The 18746-nt window shown below is 34.9% G+C and carries 15 protein-coding genes, 1 tRNA gene and 2 pseudogenes; 13 read left to right on the top strand and 5 right to left on the bottom strand.

Annotation, left to right across the window (positions count from 1 at the left end):
- Window positions 1-7 precede the first annotated feature (7 nt).
- Together map and sfsA are read right to left on the bottom strand one after the other, a co-directional pair.
- Window positions 8-838, bottom strand: a complete 831-nt coding sequence (map, locus tag ACFIKY_RS03620; RefSeq protein ID WP_375636087.1) for a type I methionyl aminopeptidase — start codon at window positions 836-838, stop codon at window positions 8-10.
- The gene (gene sfsA / locus ACFIKY_RS03615) at window positions 831-1547 is read right to left on the bottom strand and encodes a DNA/RNA nuclease SfsA (RefSeq protein ID WP_375661419.1); all 717 of its coding nucleotides are present in this window, start codon (window positions 1545-1547) and stop codon (window positions 831-833) included. Before sfsA ends, map begins: the two co-directional genes overlap by 8 nt.
- A gap of 285 nt (window positions 1548-1832) precedes the next feature.
- Here sfsA and ACFIKY_RS03610 point away from each other — a divergent pair.
- The 4 genes and pseudogenes from ACFIKY_RS03610 to ttcA all read left to right on the top strand — a co-directional run bounded on the left by ACFIKY_RS03610 (window position 1833) and on the right by ttcA (window position 5421).
- A pseudogene (locus tag ACFIKY_RS03610) lies at window positions 1833-2670 on the top strand (RNA methyltransferase).
- Window positions 2663-3481, top strand: a complete 819-nt coding sequence (gene murI / locus ACFIKY_RS03605) for a glutamate racemase (RefSeq protein ID WP_273787953.1) — start codon at window positions 2663-2665, stop codon at window positions 3479-3481. Before ACFIKY_RS03610 ends, murI begins: the two are co-directional and overlap by 8 nt.
- A 179-nt stretch (window positions 3482-3660) precedes the next feature.
- Window positions 3661-4278 (top strand): 30S ribosomal protein S4, encoded by a 618-nt coding sequence (gene rpsD, locus ACFIKY_RS03600; RefSeq protein ID WP_273722651.1) that lies wholly within the window; start codon window positions 3661-3663, stop codon window positions 4276-4278.
- Window positions 4279-4545: 267 nt separating this feature from the next.
- Complete coding sequence (gene ttcA / locus ACFIKY_RS03595) at window positions 4546-5421, top strand: tRNA 2-thiocytidine(32) synthetase TtcA (protein WP_375628391.1); 876 nt, start codon at window positions 4546-4548, stop codon at window positions 5419-5421.
- A gap of 409 nt (window positions 5422-5830) precedes the next feature.
- Here ttcA and rimO read toward each other — a convergent pair whose 3' ends face one another.
- On the bottom strand, window positions 5831-7144 hold the full coding sequence (gene rimO / locus ACFIKY_RS03590) for a 30S ribosomal protein S12 methylthiotransferase RimO (RefSeq protein ID WP_015856403.1): 1314 nt from the start codon (window positions 7142-7144) through the stop codon (window positions 5831-5833).
- A gap of 448 nt (window positions 7145-7592) precedes the next feature.
- Window positions 7593-8306 (bottom strand): transcriptional repressor LexA, encoded by a 714-nt coding sequence (lexA, locus tag ACFIKY_RS03585; protein WP_375636089.1) that lies wholly within the window; start codon window positions 8304-8306, stop codon window positions 7593-7595.
- Window positions 8307-9479: 1173 nt separating this feature from the next.
- Between lexA and ACFIKY_RS03580 the strand changes: the two genes are divergently transcribed.
- Window positions 9480-9555 (top strand) — tRNA-Lys (locus ACFIKY_RS03580).
- Between the two features lie 90 nt (window positions 9556-9645).
- On the opposite strand, the pseudogene ACFIKY_RS03575 reads toward ACFIKY_RS03580, so the two are convergent.
- Window positions 9646-9831: pseudogene (locus ACFIKY_RS03575) on the bottom strand (integrase); the annotation flags it as partial.
- 285 nt (window positions 9832-10116) lie between these two features.
- Here ACFIKY_RS03575 and ACFIKY_RS03570 point away from each other — a divergent pair.
- The 8 genes from ACFIKY_RS03570 to ACFIKY_RS03535 all read left to right on the top strand — a co-directional run bounded on the left by ACFIKY_RS03570 (window position 10117) and on the right by ACFIKY_RS03535 (window position 18679).
- A complete protein-coding gene (locus tag ACFIKY_RS03570; RefSeq protein WP_375661417.1) occupies window positions 10117-11016 on the top strand; it encodes a septal ring lytic transglycosylase RlpA family protein in 900 nt (299 codons plus the stop codon).
- 1089 nt (window positions 11017-12105) lie between these two features.
- The gene (locus ACFIKY_RS03565; RefSeq protein WP_375661416.1) at window positions 12106-13269 is read left to right on the top strand and encodes a D-alanyl-D-alanine carboxypeptidase family protein; all 1164 of its coding nucleotides are present in this window, start codon (window positions 12106-12108) and stop codon (window positions 13267-13269) included.
- A gap of 28 nt (window positions 13270-13297) precedes the next feature.
- Window positions 13298-13942, top strand: coding sequence for a dTMP kinase (gene tmk / locus ACFIKY_RS03560; RefSeq protein WP_375644820.1), 645 nt, complete (start codon window positions 13298-13300; stop codon window positions 13940-13942).
- Window positions 13939-14982 (top strand): DNA polymerase III subunit delta', encoded by a 1044-nt coding sequence (locus ACFIKY_RS03555; protein ID WP_375661415.1) that lies wholly within the window; start codon window positions 13939-13941, stop codon window positions 14980-14982. The genes tmk and ACFIKY_RS03555 overlap by 4 nt, the downstream gene beginning before the upstream one ends.
- A gap of 84 nt (window positions 14983-15066) precedes the next feature.
- A complete protein-coding gene (gene metG, locus ACFIKY_RS03550) occupies window positions 15067-16626 on the top strand; it encodes a methionine--tRNA ligase (RefSeq protein WP_375661414.1) in 1560 nt (519 codons plus the stop codon).
- A complete protein-coding gene (locus ACFIKY_RS03545; protein WP_375661413.1) occupies window positions 16616-17389 on the top strand; it encodes a TatD family hydrolase in 774 nt (257 codons plus the stop codon). The genes metG and ACFIKY_RS03545 overlap by 11 nt, the downstream gene beginning before the upstream one ends.
- Window positions 17390-17399: 10 nt before the next feature.
- Window positions 17400-18209 (top strand): MBL fold metallo-hydrolase, encoded by an 810-nt coding sequence (locus tag ACFIKY_RS03540; protein ID WP_375636095.1) that lies wholly within the window; start codon window positions 17400-17402, stop codon window positions 18207-18209.
- Window positions 18210-18319: 110 nt separating this feature from the next.
- On the top strand, window positions 18320-18679 hold the full coding sequence (locus ACFIKY_RS03535; protein WP_375636096.1) for a hypothetical protein: 360 nt from the start codon (window positions 18320-18322) through the stop codon (window positions 18677-18679).
- Window positions 18680-18746 lie beyond the last annotated feature (67 nt).

Below are 18746 nucleotides of genomic sequence, written 5' to 3'. Positions count from 1 at the left end.
CATTGCGTTAGGTATGCGAATTTGGAATATAAAAAATATTTTTAGGAGATTGTGTAAATATTTCATACCCTTCATTTGTGACACCAATTGTATGTTCATATTGTGCTGTCAGAGAGCGGTCACGGGTAACAGCAGTCCAACCGTCAGATAAAATCTTAACTTGTGGTTTACCAAGGTTAATCATAGGCTCAATTGTAAACATCATACCTTGTTTTAATTCTATTCCTTCTCCAGGGGTTCCATAATGGAGGATATTGGGTGCATCATGAAAAAGCTGCCCAATACCATGTCCACAAAAATCTTTCACAATTGAGCATCGTTCAGATTCTGCATACTGTTGAATGGCTGCACCAATATCACCTGTGGTTGCTCCAGGCTTAACAACAGCGATTCCTTTCATAAGACTTTCATAGGTTATTTTTAGCAGGCGTTCTGCAGCACGCCTGATTTTTCCAACAGGATACATTCGGCTTGAATCCCCATGCCAACCATCAAGGATAAAGGTTACATCCACATTCACAATATCGCCTTCTTGCAAGGGTCTTTTATTGGGAATGCCATGACAGACAACGTGATTGATAGATGTACAGCATGAATGGCTGTATCCATGATAATTTAGATCAGCAGGAAGTGCTCCTCGCTTAGCACCAAAAATGAATACAAAATCATCAATTTCTTGCGTAGTAACGCCTGGCTTAATAATATCCGTAAGCGCATCAAGGCATTCTGCAGCAATGCGACCAACTTCACGCATTTTAGCAAAAGCATAATCATCGAAAATGCGAATTTTTCCATTAAATTTTAAAGGGCTTTTATTATATTCAATATACTCAGTCATTGTTTTTTCTGTTTTCTATTTTTACTCTCTGAATCGGAAAAATGCCTTCTACACTTATGTGACACTTTACAGCATAACATTCTACTCCTGATTTTAATGCTAAATCAAATTTACGTCCATAGAGTGGATCAAGATCATGACAGATTGTAAAAGCTGCGCAATCTTCTCGTTGAATAATATAAAGCATAGCAGCTCTTTTTCCTTGTTGTACAACTCCTATGAGCTCATCAAGGTGACGTGCTCCACGTTTTGTTTCACTATCAGGAAATTCTGCTAATCCTTTTTGACGAATAAAATGAACATTTTTGACTTCTAGGTAACAGTCAGGAAGAATGTCGTCACGTAAAAGAAAGTCAATTCGTGATTGTGTTCCATAGCGTTGTTCTTTTAAAATTGTTTTATATCCACTTAATTCTGGTAGTAATCCGTTTTGAATTGCTTCTAATGCAAGTTTATTGGGTAAAGCAGTATTAATGCCAACCAAAGTATTATCGGCTTCAATAATTTCTAATTGATAGGCATATTTTCGTTTGATGTTATTATGATATGAAAGCCAGATATTGGAGTTGAAAGCTGTTAATCCAAGCATTGATCCTGTATTAGGTACAGATACGGTGAGGACATGCTGATCATCTTGTTGAACATCCGCAAGGAAACGTTTATAACGACGGATAAGCTTTGCAGGAAAAAGTTTGGAAATAAAGTGCATATCCCTTTTTTAGGATTTATGATTTCATAATTCAACTGAGATTATGATTTGTAGCGGCTATTCCCTATAAAAAAAAGATAAAATTGATGTAAAAAACGCTACGATATCCTATATAAATTGTTATAAATTCCATCGTCCACTTTAATGGCTTTTAAAATTTATTATCTTTGAGTGAAAAGATAACATTGTCTATAATTTATTATTAAACAGCATTAGAGTACTGTGAAGAAGGTTTCGTAAAAAATAGTGGAGAGGGAGATAGTTAAGTGAAACTAGGTAAGATTGATGGCTGGAACGAATAAGAATCGTGAAAATTTAACAAATGGTCCCATTATTATTTTAGTTGAACCGCAGCTTCCTGAAAACATTGGTATGGTCGCAAGGGCAATGGCAAATTTTGGGCTTTCTAAGCTTCGGTTAGTCAAACCTCGAGAAATGTTTCCAAATGAAAAAGCTATAGCTGCTGCGAGTAAAGCTGATCATGTCATTAACAACACTGTGATTTTTAATACATTGCGTGATTCAATTGCAGATTTACACTATGTTTTTGCCACAACAGCACGTGAAAGATGTGGATTTAAAACTGTAAAAAGTGCTGTCGAAGCAGCAAGCGTATTACGTCAGCGTGAAAGTATCGGACATAAGACAGGTATTGTCTTTGGAAGAGAGAGATGGGGATTAGAAAATGATGAAATCAGCCTTGTTGATGAAATTATTACTTTTCCAGTTAATCCTGCTTTTGCGTCACTTAATATTGCGCAAGCAGTTCTTTTAATGTCTTACGAATGGATGAAAACAGGTCTAGAGGATGTCAGCGATACGGCATTTCGTGCCGCAGAGATGGAACCTGCAAATAAAACAATATTTCATGGTTTTTTATCTCAGTTAGAAGAGGCTTTGAATATCCGTGGGTATTTTAGACCCCCAGAACGCAAAGAAGTAATGCTTGCAAATTTGCGCTCTGTTTTTACGCGCGCTAACTTTAGTGAACCTGAGGTTCGTTTATTGCGAGGCATTATATCTTCTTTGGATCATTTTTCGCCACAATATCCACGGGGGAGTAGAGCACCTGAAGAGCGTGATCGTGAAAAAATTAAAAATAAGTGTGAAAACTAATGGATGAACGACCTGTTCTTTTTTTTGATAGCGGTATTGGTGGTTTAACAGTGTTCAGGGAGGCACGTATTCTTATCCCTGAAATGCAATTTATCTATGTTGCTGATGATGCAGGATTTCCTTATGGAAATTGGAAAGAAAATATTTTGAAAGAGCGTATTTTAAAGATTTTTACAAATCTTTTAACACGCTACAATCCAGCCTTATGTGTGATTGCTTGCAACACCGTTTCTACACTGATGATGGCAGATTTACGACAGAATTTTTCTCATGTCCCTTTTGTAGGAACGGTTCCTGCAATTAAATCAGCTGCTGAACAAACAAAATCTGGTTTTATTTCCGTATTAGCTACTCCTGGAACAGTGAAACGTGCCTATACAAATGAATTAATTAATTCTTTTGCTGGACAGTGTCATGTTCAACTTGTGGGAAGTAAAAAGCTGGCTGGATTTGCTGAAGATTATTTACGGGGAAAATCTATCGATTCAGAAGAGTTAAGAAAAGAAATCCTACCATGTTTTGTGGAAAAAAATGGACAATATACTGATGTTATTGTTTTAGCCTGCACACATTATCCTTTTTTGATTAACTTCTTTCGTGAACATGCTTTATGGTCCGTTGAGTGGATTGATCCGGCGAAAGCGATTGCCAAACATATCAGATCATTATTACCACTGTCGGAAAAAGTACACGATCAATATATAAAAAAATATCAAGATTTTGCGTTATTAACATCGAAAAATATCACTTCTTTAACGGAGAATTTGTTTAAAGGATTTGGCTTAAAACTCATGAAAGGAGTTGACTTTGGGTTGTAAGACCAATAATGATGATCTGGCTATTTTTTCAAGAAAATAGCATTAATTGACGTGTCCCGTGGATAACTTTGCATATTGATATGTTAAGGTATTCTGTCAGTCTTTAGTATTTAAAGGCAGAGGAGGGCGCGTTTCCTTGGGGTCTTAAGATCTCGTGTTTTATTTTATAAGGAAATGCGATGAGTAAACGCGAAACAACAAAGTATAAAATTGACCGTCGTATGGGAGAAAATATTTGGGGTCGTCCGAAATCTCCTGTCAATCGTCGTGATTATGGTCCAGGTCAGCATGGACAGCGTCGTAAAGGAAAACTTTCTGACTATGGGGTGCAGTTGCGCGCTAAACAGAAATTGAAAGGGTTTTATGGAGATATTTCAGAAAAACAATTTCATAAAACATATGAAGAGGCTGCTCGTCGACGGGGTGATACTGGTGAAAATCTTATCGGTCTGTTAGAATCACGTTTGGATGCTGTTGTTTATCGTGCAAAATTCGTGCCCACGATTTTCGCTTCTCGCCAATTTATCAATCACGGTCATGTTAATGTAAATGGTCGGCGCACAAATATTCAATCTTATCGTTGTAAACCTGGTGATGTTATTGAGGTTCGGGAAAAGTCAAAACAACTTGTTTTAGTTTTAGAATCAGTGCAATTGGCAGAACGTGATGTCCCTGATTATATTGAAGCAGATCATAAACAGATGAAAGCAACCTTTACACGTATTCCTGCTTTTGCAGATGTTCCTTATGCTGTGCAAATGGAACCTAATTTGGTTGTTGAGTTTTATTCTCGATAATTTTTCTGCAAGAGAAGTTATTTTTTTCTTCTATTATTATAACTTCAAGATATTGTGTTATTTTTACAATCTCTGAAGTTAATAAGTGCTTTTTGTAAATGGTTCTATATTAAGTTTATTGCTATGTTTTATAGTCATAGACTTATATAGTTCCATTTCTTTTTTGTGTATCTAATTTATAAGTTCAAAAAACATAAATGTAAGCTTGCTTTAATATTTGTTTTTATCTTTGCAAAACGAGCTGTTTATTGTGCAGGATATGGTATTATGAATGATGTTTCAGTTGAATATCAGGCAATAGAAGAAAACGAAGGGAGAGATGATCCTTTAATAAGCGAAGCAGATAGTTGTCATCCAATGTTTCGTGTTGCTCCTTCAAGCGTAGAATTTAATAAATTGCGCAAACGACTTTTGCGTCATATGCGACAAGCTTTGGATGATTTTTCTATGCTCTCTACAGGAAAAAAATGGCTTGTTGCTTTATCGGGTGGAAAAGACTCTTATGGTTTATTAGCGCTTCTTTTAGACTTAAAGTGGCGAGGTCTTTTATCCGTTGAAATTCTTGCCTGTAATCTTGATCAAGGGCAACCTGGATTTCCTAAGCATATTCTTCCAGACTTTTTAAGTTCTTATAAAATTCCATATCGTATTGAATATCAGGATACTTATTCCATTGTTACAGATAAATTGGCAGAGTCGCAGACATATTGTTCACTTTGTTCTCGATTACGACGTGGTAATCTCTATCGTATTGCACGTGAAGAGGGATGTTCTGCATTAGTTTTAGGTCATCATCGTGATGATGTTTTAGAAACATTTTTTATGAATTTGTTTCACGGTGGCCGATTAGCTGCCATGCCTGGAAAACTTAAAAATGATGAAGGAGATCTTTTTGTGTTACGTCCTCTTGTTTATGCAGCTGAGGAGGATATGGAAAAATTTTCTCAAGCAATGCAATTTCCGATTATTCCTTGTAATCTTTGCGGTAGTCAAGATGGTTTACAACGTAATGCAATGAAAGAAATGCTGAAAAATATCGAAAGACAAATGCCAGGACGTAAAGATACGATGATTCGCGCTTTAACAAATGTACGCCCAAGTCATTTGCTTGATAAGAAATTCTTTGATTTTAAGACCTGTTAATAAAGATTAGATATTTAAAAAAATAAGTTCAAAGAGTTTAAGATAAGATACTTATTTATTAAGACACTATTGAAAAAAGTTTCCTTTCACTAACTAATGACTGTCGCAATATGAAAAATGGGAAAATAGTACGATTGTCGATTTTCTCTTTTGTTAAGTAAAAATGGTGAACCTTGAGAATTTTATTCTTTTGCGCCGCCGTCACCTCATTTAAGGCATTAAATTAAGAGAATATATAACTGCTTGGTATTTGTGGAGTGTATAGCAAACATTCAGGGCGAGGATTGCTCGTAAATTCTCATGAAGTGAGTTACATAAGTGATCAAGTTCGATTGTGAGTAGCCGATCTTTTTATAAACCAATGCTGATAGAAATCTTCATCATTGAGGACAGGGAAGAAGTTAAATTTTCAAACTGCTACACCATAAAGATCATAGGCATCCGACTGTTCAATTTTAACGCTGACAAATTCACCAACACGCAACGGGCGTCGTGATGATATATGGACAACACCATCTATTTCTGGAGCATCGTATTGACTACGTCCTTTGGCAACTTTTCCTTGACTTTCATCGATAAGCACTTGGAGTCTTTTTCCAATTTTTTTCTTTAAAAGATGTGTAGAAATTTGTTGTTGTTTTGCCATAAAACGATGCCAGCGATTTTCTTTCACCTCTTCAGGAATATTTTCTAATCCCAAATCATTTGCGGCGGCTCCTTTTACCTCTTCATATTTAAAGCACCCAGCGCGTTCAATTTTTGCTTCTTCTAGCCATTCTAGGAGTATATTAAAATCTTCATTCGTTTCGCCAGGAAAACCAACAATAAATGTTGACCGCAAAGTAAGATCTGGGCATATTTTTCGCCATTTTTCAATTCTACGGTTTGTTTTTTCTATGAGTGCAGGACGCTTCATATGACGCAAAATAGCTGGTGATGCATGCTGAAAAGGAATATCCAGATAAGGAAGAATTTTTTTTGCAGCCATAAGTTCGATAACTTCATCAACATGGGGATAAGGATAAACGTAATGCATACGTATCCAAATACCCATATCGCCTAGTTCGCGACAAAGATCAAAGAATTTTGTTTTTATTGTACGATCTTTCCAAGAATTTTCGAGATATTTTAGATCAATACCATAAGCACTCGTATCTTGTGAAATAACTAAAAGTTCTTTTACACCCGCTTGCACGAGTTTTTCAGCTTCACGAAGAACATCGCTGATGGGACGTGAAGTGAGATCACCACGCAGAGTAGGGATGATACAAAAACTACACTGGTTAGAGCATCCTTCAGAAATCTTTAGGTAGGCGTAATGGCGAGGTGTTAAACGAATACCTTGGGGAGGAACTAAATCAAGAAAAGGATCATGAACAGGAGGAATTGCTGTATGAACAGCTTCTATAACACTTTCATAAGCTTGCGGTTTTGTAATAGCCAATACATTAGGATACGTTTGGCGAATAACATCAGGATCAGCACCAAGACACCCCGTTACAATAACTTTTCCATTTTTTTTGAGAGCTTCATCAATATTGGCTAATGATTCTCTCCTTGCCGAGTCAAGAAAGCCACAGGTATTCACAATAACGACATCAGCTCCTTGATGTTGACGTGAAATTTCATACCCTTCAGAGCGAAGGCGTGTAATAATTCGCTCAGAATCTACGAGTGCTTTTGGGCATCCGAGGGAGACAAAACTAATACGAGGTGCTACCATGATGATCCTACAATTATTGTGAATGATTGAGTTACACTTTTATAACTGAAAAATAATGTTCTTTATTTTTATACCTATGCAATAAAATCTGTTACAAAGTTATTTGATTTTTTTCTACAAAATTTTATGTGTTTTTATGCATGCATACAATTTATATCGTAAAATTCTGTCATTGAGGACGATGATATAAGGTTGCTTCCTTCAAAGCATTCAAGTTCTTTTATAAAGTACGTGGTGAATATTTTAAAGCTTACTTGTCGCTCCTTGCGTAAGTGAAGGAGATGTAGGGAAGGAAAAATGAAACCCGCTCGATAAGGATCTGGACTGTTTATAGACCGAATTGGGGCATCCTTTGGCAGTGGAGAGGAAGTCAACTGCGTGTGGCACAATAAAAAAATACTCAACAACTCCTTATTGCGATATCTATCGCGTACTATAAGGTTTATTTTTAATATTTGCGAATAAGTCCGGTAAGTTTGCCTTGTATTTCTACACGTTCGGATTCGTATGTACGTGCTTCATAATGAGGATTTGCGGCTTCTAATGCAATAGAAGCTCCTTTGCGTCGATAACGTTTTAATGTGGCTTCTTTTTTATCAATAAACGCAACAATAATTTCACCTGTTATTGCTGTATTTTGACGTTTCACAATGATCGTATCTTTATTAAGGATACCAGCCTCCATCATAGAATCATCTTTAACTTCTAATGCGTAGTGCTCACCTGTATTAACCATATTGCGTGGGAGAGAAAGAGTGTTTATTTGTTGCAGTATAGCAGAGGCGGGCACGCTCGCAGAAATACGTCCCATAATAGGAATGGTGATATTTTTTTTTTCTTCTTCATCAAAGTTGTCAAGGTTACTCAAGTTTTTTGATATTTCCCTTTTATTTTTTTCTATCATACTGGGAGAAATTTTACGTGCTAAAGAAAGGTTAAATGTTATTTTCTCAGGGAGTCGAATCACCTCCACTGCACGAGCGCGATTGGGTAAACGACGTATAAACCCTCGTTGTTCTAAGGCTATAATGAGCTTATGAATACCAGACTTTGAAGAAAGTTCTAATGCATTTTTCATTTCTTCAAAAGAAGGAGGAACACCAGTTTCTTTTGTATGGTTATGAATAAACAAGAGTAGCTCATATTGTTTACATGTTAGCATTCAATATTCCAATCAAAATAATAAAAAAGGAGTAAAGTAAAAATACATGTATATATAACAATTTTACAATTTTTTTTCCGCCAAATCAAAATTATTTTCTTTATTTTTGATCCTATAAGTTAAGTTAATGAAGCAATATGTTTATTTATAGACATATTTAAATTATTATTTATATAAAACTTACTTTAAGAATTTTATTAAATTATTATTTATATATTATATATCTACATTAATATTAAACAATGTATAAAAATACTTTATAGCTCTGACTGGATTATCCAACACTAAATTTTATGACCAGTGTTATCCTTTTCTTCTAAAAATATATCTACGTATTTTGTAATTTCTTGATATAAAAAAGTTAATTAGAAGGCATTTTATATATTTAGAACACTCTATGGGTATTTAGATCATTTTGCACACTGCATATTATTTCTGCTTTTTTTAAGTAAAATTATCTACAGCTATAATAGTGAGCATAATTTATAGTCATTCGGGATACTTTCAATGAGACTGAATTTTATGTCTGTTTTATTCTATAGGATAAATTGGCTTTCGTTATATATTCATTATGCATGAATAAAAATCATACCCTCAAAATGCCATTGTTGCTCATTGTCCCATTTTCAGGTCTAACGTACCAACCGCTATATACTATTTTGCTGAACCCTAATGTTGAGATAATTTTTGGTTATTGAAAGGAGGTATAAAAGGTATTTTCATTTCTTTTTTATAGTTTTATTCTCTCACTCAAGTGATGAAATTATAAATTGTTATAAATCAATATGTTATATTGTAAATCTGTATTCATATTTGAAAATTGAAAACTAAAATATGAAGATATAAAAATAATATTATAGTAAAAGGTATTTTTTCTCTATCCATTATGCTCAACAACCCATGTGAGGGAAGGAGGGTAATTTCTTATAATTTTAGCGCTCCGAATCTATGCAATATTTTGCAATGAAATTGTTCCTTGATTGAAACTTCAAAAAGAAGATTAAAGAGTATCTATACAATGATGAAAAAAGGAGGGGAAAACGGAAAATTATTGATAACTGAAGAAAATAATAATATTTTTCTTCAAAAGGTGTTGACCAAATGAAAAGTCAACCGTATGTTCCCTTCACTTTCTGCAAATTAGATAGTCTACAAACTAGATAGCTTGTGTGAGAGCGCGTAGCTCAGCTGGTAGAGCAACTGACTTTTAATCAGTAGGTCCAGGGTTCGAATCCCTGCGCGCTCACCAAATTTAAATAATATCAATAGACTATACAAAAATTTAAGAATCTTTCTCGTTTTGATTCTTTTTGAAGTTTTTTATTGATTCTATAATCAGTCATTTTCTATCAGATGTTTTGGAATAGAGCGATGCTATGCTGTCTCCTGTCCAAAATAAAGAGCTTTAAGCTTACGATACGGTTGTACCTGCGTTGGCAGAAAATGTGGTTGCTCCTTTTCTCAATCCATAGATTGATTTTTTAATACCTACTGCATTACATGATTCGCAAAACAAGTTGCTAAAATCACCACTTATTCACAGTTTATATTATGAAATAACTTTTCTATAAGATGTTGATTTGTTTAATTTTCATTCTTTTAAACATCTACTATAGTACATTTATTTCTTACAAAAATCATAAAAAGGTTAACAATGTGTTAATTTCTTGATAAAAGGAGCCAATTCAAGGGTGGTATATGCGCGAGGGAAATCATTTAAAAACGTAAATTCTTCCGTCGCATATAAAAAGCGTGACAGCGTGACGTGGTTTTTACAGTAGTACTTAACAGAAATAAGTGGACTGAATAGATGCCTTCAAATAGAAAAAAGAAATTTACTTTTATTATTAAACCATCACTTCAATTGTTTTCTATGATCGTCATTTCTCAGTCACTGGTATCTTGTTGCGCAAGCCAAACTATGAATTTTTCAATAAAAGATTCCTATCATAATAAACCAATTGACGTAAACACTTCTGTACTACCTCAACAAGTATCCAATAAGAAGAATCAATCGGAAGAAAAAAAGCGTGGACGAGCTGTTGTTGGTAAACCTTATCAAATAAAAGGAAAGTGGTATTATCCTCAAAATGATCCAACTTATAAACGTGTTGGCGAAGCATCATGGTATGGTTCAGATTTTCATGGGCGTTTAACTGCCAACGGTGAAATTTATGACATGAATCTTTTGACTGCTGCTCATCCTACAATGCCTTTACCTAGCTATGCTCGTGTTACTAATTTGAAAAATGGATCTTCAATCATTGTTAGAGTGAATGATCGCGGACCTTTTATGAAAGACAGAATCATTGATTTATCAAGGCAAGCTGCGGCAATACTGGGGTATGTAGATAGGGGGGTTGCAGATGTTAAGGTAGAATATATTGCTGAAGCACCTGTTGGCTATTATGATGGTGCATATTTAATGGCCTCTTATACTCCTGGAAATGCTGCCTCGTATTCATTAGCGTCAGAAAATGTTTTGAAAAAAAGAGAAACTGTTTTGTTAAAAGAGAAGCGCAATACAGGAAACAAAGAAGGATTAGCTAAAGCAGCTGCTGTTGAACAGGAACAACGTAATAAAACTGTTGCAGTTAAATTGCCAGAAATTGGTCCTATCATGGTTGATAAGCCGATGCCATTCGATCAAGTTGCTTCTATAAATAAGCTAAACAAAAAAACAAAGGTCAATTGGCTACAACTGTTTTAAGAAAATATGCGTTGATTTTTTATCTATATAATTCTCTAGTAAAAAAGGTAAGAACTTACGGATTTAGTGGAAGGTTTTCATCTTAAAGCGCGTTGTCCTTTTAAAAAAGCGTGGTTGGGTGCTATTATAAATTCAGTACGTCCTTTCCACTCCATTACTGGTCTATTCGTCGTTTTATGATATTTCTTGCTTTAATAAAGCACGTACTTTTCTTGCTGTAATAGCTTTTGCTAGACGAGGGGAGATTATTGTATCGGTCTGTTTGTGTAATCTCCAAAGCAACTATACAATCAATTTGATAGGAATAAAAAGCTTAAAAAATATTTTCTTTTGATTTGGTTTTGCAGCTTTCCAAAAAGCATCCACGGTAATATCTTCTGAAGAGATTATGCATTACTTCATGCTTTTGTTTATCATGTTCTTTAATGGAGTAAGTCCCCTCACGAGAAACAGAGCGTCTCAAACAAAATACACGTACACTGCCAATTCACGTACTTATTTAAAAGGGAAATATTTCAACACGTTACAAGCCTATTTTACGATAGCGCCTATGAATGGTATGATTGGTAACGCCTTTAGACATCACTATCTTTACACTTATGAAGATATAAACCGACACCATCGTACACTTTGCAAGCCTCCAATGTTTTGTGCGATAATTTTTGACACTTGAGAGGTTGATAAGAGGTATTTTTACTCTCTTTTTTAATAATTTTTATCCATATACGAACTTTACTTATGATGCGTAAGTAAGCGAATTTTATTAAATTCAATATGAGAATAAATATAAAGAAGAAATCTTACAGTATTTTTAATAATATATAAGTTAAAATATTATAACTGTTTATAATAAACAATGTACTATAAATATAAAACAAAAAAAATAAAAATATTTTTGTCTTTGTATACTTTAAAAAATTAAACTAAACCTAGGTATAAGATAAAAAGTGCATCATATTATTTTTGATAACGTTGAATAAAAATAAAGTCTTTTCTTGAGTTGTCAATAATTCCTCAATTTGCAGAAATAAAAAAGTTTTTTCCTATATAAGATTCTTTATGTTGATCTTTGGGATGGGAGGAGAAGCTATGTATACAACATTAAGGATCTTATTGACTTTATGGGGGATATTGGCATTTGACATGTGGGGGAGAGCAGAAGGTTTTCAAATTTCTGCATCACAATTGTTGTTACTCGATGATGATACAGGGACAATACTTTATGAAAAACAAAGTGATATTCCTTTTTTTCCTGCTTCATTAGCAAAATTGATGACAGTGGAAGTCGTATTTCATCACTTAAAGGAGGGATTGTTAAAGAGTACGCAGAAATTCAAGGTCAGTGAAAATGCTTGGCGTAAAGGTGGAGCACCTTCCGGTACAACCACTATGTTTGCAAAGATAAAGACAGAAATCAGTGTTTCTGATCTTTTACGTGGTTTAATTATTATGAATGGAAATGATGCTGCTATTATTCTTGCTGAAGGAATATCTGGACATGAGGCTCATTTTGCAAAACTGATGAATCAGCGCGCGAAAATAGTCGGATTATCTCAGAGTCATTTTGTTAACGCAACAGGGCTACCCGAAGATGGACAATTTGTAACCGTGCGTGATATGATTATATTAGCACGTCATATTGTTCAGGAATATCCGGATTATTATGCACTTTATCGTGAGCCTCATTTTACGTGGAATAATATTTTTCAACGTAATAAAAACCCTCTTATTTCTAAGGAAATTGGTGTAGAAGGATTTGGTTTTGGCTACAGTGAAAAAGAAGGTTTTTCAATGGTTGCCACCATTTCTAAAAATCATCGACGTCTTTTTTTAGCAATCAATGGTTTGCAAGATGGTAAAAAATATACAAAAGAAATAGAACGCATTCTTCAATGGGGAATGACAGCATTTGATCTCAAAACGATTTTCATAAAAGAAGAAACGGTTGGTCGTGCTTCTGTTTATGGTGGTACGCAAAATTTTGTTCCACTCATTGTTAAAAAACCAATAAGTTTTATGCTTTCGAATGAAAAAAAAGTAAATGTTAAAGCAAAAATTAAATATCATGGTCCATTGAAAGCTCCTATCGTTTCTGGACAATCAGTTGGCGTTATTCAAATTTTAGAAGATAAAAAGGTTCTTCTGGAAAAACCAGTTTTTGCCGGAATGAATGTTCAGGAAGGAAGTTTCTTTGCAAAAGTAAAAAATGCATTCTATGAAATAACAATTGGATGGTTACGGAAATATTTGTAGTTACGTGCTAATAAGGTTAAGGTCATACGTGTCAGGTTATTTTATTACATTCGAAGGAGGGGACGGGGTAGGAAAAACGGTGCAGATTTCTTTACTTGCTGAGTCTCTCTCACACCAAGGTTATGATGTTGTCACAACACGAGAACCAGGGGGAACGCTAGGAGCAGAAGCAATCCGGCATATTTTATTGTCAGGGCAGGCGCAACATTATGGACCGTTGATTGAAGCTGTTTTGTTTACAGCCGCACGTGTCGACCATGTTACCGAGGTTATCGCGCCTTCTTTGCAAAAAGGTAAAATCGTTTTATGTGACCGCTTTATTGATTCTACACGCGTTTATCAAGGACTCAATGATACAGTCAGTTCTTCTCTTCTTGCTGTTTTAGAGTGTATTGCACTCAATGGTATCTTGCCCCATTTAACATTTTTATTAGATATGCCAGCAATGTGTGGTATGAAACGTGCAAATTTACGAAGAAAAGAAACAGAAGAAATTGATTATTTTGAAAAAGATCAGTTGGAAATTCAAGAACAAAGGCGTCAAGCTTTTCTTCAATTGGCCAAACAGGAACCCCATAGATTTCGAGTCATTGATGCTACTGGCTCAGTGGAAGCGGTTGCACATCAAATAAAAAATATTTGTCATCAGGTATTGTTGGATAAGCTTTCATGAGTAATGTAAATATCTTACGCCAATATGATGATATTGATACAATTTTATCACCATCCCATAATGATGTTGTCTTTGGTCATGAGGATGTTCGTCATTTTTTGACACAAATGCTTAAAGAAGAGCGTTTGCATCATGCATTGTTATTTGAAGGAGAATATGGGATTGGAAAAGCTACATTAGCCTTTCATCTTGCTTGGAACATTTTAAGTTCTCAACAGGAGGCTTTCTTGAAACCCGATCCTTATTCTACTCCATGGCGCCAAATTACACAAGGAAGTCACCCTGGTCTTTTGTATATTTCACGTCGATTTGATGTAAAAACGCAAAAGTTTAAAACAGGAATACTCGTTGATGATGTCCGTGATATTATGCATTTTTTAAGCCGAACATCGCAAGATGATGGATGGCGTATTGTTATTATTGATTCTGCAGATGATATGAATAGAAATGCAGCAAATGCAATTCTCAAAATACTTGAAGAACCACCTTCAAAAACGTTATTTGTTATTATCGCGCATTCTTCAGGAAAATTGCTTCCAACAATCCACTCACGGTGTCAAAAAATTTCTTTTCGTCCGTTAAATAACGATGAAATGAAAAAAGTTATTATACATATTTTCGCCAATCAGAACTTACCTGATGAGAAAACAATTGAAATAATTATTAAAAAATCTAAAGGAAGTCCTCGAAAAGCTGCTTTACTTATCTGCCATGACGGTCTTGAAATTATTAAAACAATTGATGCTCTCTTAGAGAAACCTGTTTGTAACGCAACGATTGTACATACTCTTGCACAAACATTTTCATCTGTTTCTTCTACATTCCAATTTCAACAATTTTGTGATGAAATTCTTAATAAAATTCAAAAAAAAGCTATCATGCTCGTTGAAAAGGGTGACTTATTTCTCTCAAAAAAATATGCGGAAAAATGGCAAGAGATTCATCAAGAAATAGAGGAAATACAACTGTTTAATCTCGATAAAAAGCAGTTTGTTATTAACTTACTTTTTAAAGTTCATAAGATCATTCATGAGGATTAGTTTTTCCGTGACAATACGATGAACAGACGTTATGTCATTATATCTTTATATCTTTTATTTATAGCGTTTTACAACGAGTATGACATGCGTGACACATATTACATAACAACTCCCATTTTTTATCCTAATGGTGCTCCACATATTGGACATGCCTATAGTGCAATTGCAAGCGATGTCTTAGCCCGCTTTCAACGATTAAACGGAAAAAATGTATTTTTTCTTTCTGGTACAGATGAGCATGGTCTAAAGATGCAACAAACCGCAGCAGCATTAGGTATGACACCTCAGCAACTTGCAGATCGTAATAGTGCTGTGTTTCAAAAAATGCTTGCAGTATTAAATTGTTCTAACGACGATTTTATCCGTACGACAGAAGAACGCCATTATCAAGCTTGTCAAGAAATTTGGAAAAAGATGGAAGCAAATGGCGATATTTATCTCGGTCGTTATACGGGATGGTATTCGGTTCGCCAAGAAGCCTATTATGAAGAGAAAGATACGGAAATTGGATCAGACAACATCCGCCGTGAGAAGGAATTAGGCTCTCCAGTTGAATGGAATGAAGAAGAAAGTTATTTTTTTAGACTTTCTCATTATGAAAAGGCTCTTCTTGAATATTATGAAAAACATCCTGATTTTATTGCTCCATTTGAGCGGCGTAATGAAATTATAAGTTTTATCAAATCAGGTTTAAAAGATATCTCTATTTCACGCGCAAGTTTTAACTGGGGCATTGCTGTTCCTGAGAATCCAAAGCATGTGATGTATGTCTGGGTTGATGCGCTTACAAATTATCTATCAGCAATTGGTTTTTTCAATGAAAATTCAAAAAAACGTGATTTTTGGCCTGCAAATACGCATATTATTGGTAAGGATATTATTCGTTTTCATGCAGTTTATTGGCCGGCATTTTTAATGTCTGCTGGAATTGAATTGCCTAAAAATATTTTTGCACATGGTTTTTTACTTAATCGTGGTGCAAAAATGTCAAAATCTATTGGAAATGTCGTTGATCCTTTTGAAATGGTTGATCATTATGGTCTTGATCAGGTCCGTTATTTCCTTCTCCGTGAAGTACCATTCGGACAAGATGGTAGTTATACCCATGAAAGCCTTGTGAACCGTATTAATGCTGACCTTGCTAATGATCTTGGTAATTTAGCACAGCGCTGTTTGTCTATGATTGCCAAAAATTGTAATGCACAAGTCCCGAGACCAACTTCATTTTTAGCTCAAGATAAACAGCTTTTAGAACAATCTCTTCAAGTACTTGAAACTGTACATCAAGCTATGTCTTCTTATAGTATGCATTTAGCACTTTCAGCTATTTTTTCAATTGTAGCAGATGCCAATCGCTATTTTGCCAACGAACAACCTTGGAGTTTACGTAAAAATGACCAAGAGCGATTTTCTACAGTTCTTTATATCACTGTAGAAATCTTGCGGAGAATAGGAATTATGCTTTTGCCTTTCATACCCCAATCAGCAGCGAGACTTCTTGATAGCCTTGCGGTTGCTGAAGATGATCGGTTATTGTATCATATAAGTCATTCAAAAATTCAAGAAGGGCTTGATCTTCCACCACCAGAACCGATTTTTCCTCGTTATATCTTGAAGAAAGAAGATACTTATCATGTTGATTGATACACATTGTCATCTTGATTTTGAAGATTTTTCGCAAGATTTGGATAATGTTATCCAACGAGCTTTAGATGCTGACGTTAAACGTATGATAACAATTTCAACCCATGTTCATAAGTTAGATAAGCTGTTAGCCATTGCGCAAAGCTATGATCAAGTCTTTTGTTCTGTTGGAACACACCCTAATCATGCGCATGAAGAACAAAATATTACAGCGGAAGAGCTTATACATCTCTCAAATCACCCTAAAATTGTTGCGTTTGGGGAAGGGGGGCTTGATTATCATTATGATTATTCTACACCAGAAGAGCAAAAGAAAGTTTTTCAAGAACATATCATTGCTTCTCGAGAAACACAGATTCCTCTTGTTATACATTCACGCAATGCCGATATCGATATGGAGAAAGTATTACGTGAACAGATAAAAGAAGGAGCTTTTCCCTTTATCCTTCATTGTTATTCGTCTGGAATGCAACTTGCTCGTGCTGGAATTGAACTTGGTGGTTATATTTCTTTTTCAGGTATTCTTACTTTTAAAAACGCACTTGAAATCCGTGAAATAGCAAAAATTGTGCCTCATGAGCATTTGTTAGTGGAAACAGATGCTCCATTCTTAGCACCTAGTCCCCATCGGGGAAAAACAAATGAACCATCTTTTGTATGCTATACAGCAGCTGTTTTAGCTGAAACAATTGGCTTAAGCATTGAAGAAACAGCTCAAATAACAACGCGTAATGCTTTTCGTTTATTTAGTAAAATGAAATAAGGCAAAAGATATGTGTGATCAATACCGATTTACAATATTAGGTTGTGGTCCTTCTCCAGGAGTACCACGGCCCAATGGTGATTGGGGAACATGTGATCCGAATAACCCTAAAAATAAACGCTACAGAAGTTCTTTATTAGTTGAACGTATTAAACCTTCAGGAGACAAAACAACGATCGTTATTGATACAGGTCCAGATTTTCGCTCACAAATGATTGATGCACGTGTAAGCCATCTTGATGCTGCTCTTTACACACATTCTCATGCAGATCATATCCACGGTATTGATGATTTACGCAGCTATGCACTTGCACAAAAATGTTTAATAGATATCTATGCCGACAGATTTACACTAGAGCATCTCAAAAGTGCTTTCGGATATTGTTTTCAAACACCAAAAGCTTCATCTTATTCTCCCATTTTAAAAGAGCATCTTATCAATGAAGATAGCCAATTTATTATTCATGGGCAGGGCGGAGCAATAAGCGTCAATACATATTTACAACACCACGGAAACATTCATTCCTTAGGTTTTCGGATTGGGAATGTTGCCTATTGTACGGATGTTAGTGAATTTCCTGAAAAAACTTTATCCAAATTAATGGATTTGGATGTTCTCATCATTGAAGCTCTTCAATTTAAATCCCATCCGAGTCATTTTTCTGTTGATCAAGCATTACAATGGATAGAATATTTAAAGCCAAAACAAGCAATACTTACACATATGGATAGATCGCTGGATTACAACAAGGTTATAAATTATGTTCCATCCCATGTAAAACCTGCATATCAAGGTCTTACTTTTGAAACAGATGCGTAAGCTTATTATGCGCAATATTTTAAGTTAAATAAAACACTTTTAAATTTATCCTTTATTTTATTTCAATTTTGACATATTTAGTGCTTTTTTATGTCGAAAATGAGGCTTTTATGTATAAGAATTTTAAGCGGGGTGTATGTATTGTGGTTTTAGCGGTTTCCTTGACAGCATGTGGAGGGCGTTTAGAAAAAAATATTTCAACGACAACATTACATGACGGATCAATGAGTTGTGCCGATATTCAACGGGAGTTTTTTGCTAATAAACGTCAGATTAATGATACAATTGCAGAGCGTTCTAAAGCAAGAAATAAAAACGTGGCTTTAGCAGCAGCAGGTGTTATATTTGTACCTGCTTTGTTTTTTATGGATGTAAAATCAAGTGAAAGTAATGAAATTTCAGCTTTAAATAATCGTAATGCTGTTTTGAGTGATCTTGCACGTATGAAACGTTGTAAAATAGTACAGTAATTTTTATTATTTATACGACGTAATTTCATCACAACTATTTTGGTCTTTGAGGAATATTCTCAAAGAC

It is taken from the genome of Bartonella sp. CR127HXZ, from assembly GCF_042194555.1.
GTDB lineage: Bacteria > Pseudomonadota > Alphaproteobacteria > Rhizobiales > Rhizobiaceae > Bartonella > Bartonella grahamii.
The sequence above is the reverse complement of the archived record's forward strand: the minus strand, read 5'-3'. Positions and strand labels throughout refer to the sequence as shown.

Excerpts from the sequence above, each read along its gene's own strand:
- map (WP_375636087.1), bottom strand. The coding sequence starts at position 838 with ATGACTGAGTATATTGAATATAATAAAAGCCCTTTAAAATTTAATGGA.
- sfsA (WP_375661419.1), bottom strand. The coding sequence starts at position 1,547 with ATGCACTTTATTTCCAAACTTTTTCCTGCAAAGCTTATCCGTCGTTAT.
- murI (WP_273787953.1), top strand. The coding sequence starts at position 2,663 with ATGGATGAACGACCTGTTCTTTTTTTTGATAGCGGTATTGGTGGTTTA.
- rpsD (WP_273722651.1), top strand. The coding sequence starts at position 3,661 with ATGAGTAAACGCGAAACAACAAAGTATAAAATTGACCGTCGTATGGGA.
- ttcA (WP_375628391.1), top strand. The coding sequence starts at position 4,546 with ATGAATGATGTTTCAGTTGAATATCAGGCAATAGAAGAAAACGAAGGG.
- rimO (WP_015856403.1), bottom strand. The coding sequence starts at position 7,144 with ATGGTAGCACCTCGTATTAGTTTTGTCTCCCTCGGATGCCCAAAAGCA.
- lexA (WP_375636089.1), bottom strand. The coding sequence starts at position 8,306 with ATGCTAACATGTAAACAATATGAGCTACTCTTGTTTATTCATAACCAT.
- ACFIKY_RS03570 (WP_375661417.1), top strand. The coding sequence starts at position 10,117 with ATGCCTTCAAATAGAAAAAAGAAATTTACTTTTATTATTAAACCATCA.
- ACFIKY_RS03565 (WP_375661416.1), top strand. The coding sequence starts at position 12,106 with ATGTATACAACATTAAGGATCTTATTGACTTTATGGGGGATATTGGCA.
- ACFIKY_RS03555 (WP_375661415.1), top strand. The coding sequence starts at position 13,939 with ATGAGTAATGTAAATATCTTACGCCAATATGATGATATTGATACAATT.
- metG (WP_375661414.1), top strand. The coding sequence starts at position 15,067 with ATGCGTGACACATATTACATAACAACTCCCATTTTTTATCCTAATGGT.
- ACFIKY_RS03545 (WP_375661413.1), top strand. The coding sequence starts at position 16,616 with ATGTTGATTGATACACATTGTCATCTTGATTTTGAAGATTTTTCGCAA.
- ACFIKY_RS03540 (WP_375636095.1), top strand. The coding sequence starts at position 17,400 with ATGTGTGATCAATACCGATTTACAATATTAGGTTGTGGTCCTTCTCCA.
- ACFIKY_RS03535 (WP_375636096.1), top strand. The coding sequence starts at position 18,320 with ATGTATAAGAATTTTAAGCGGGGTGTATGTATTGTGGTTTTAGCGGTT.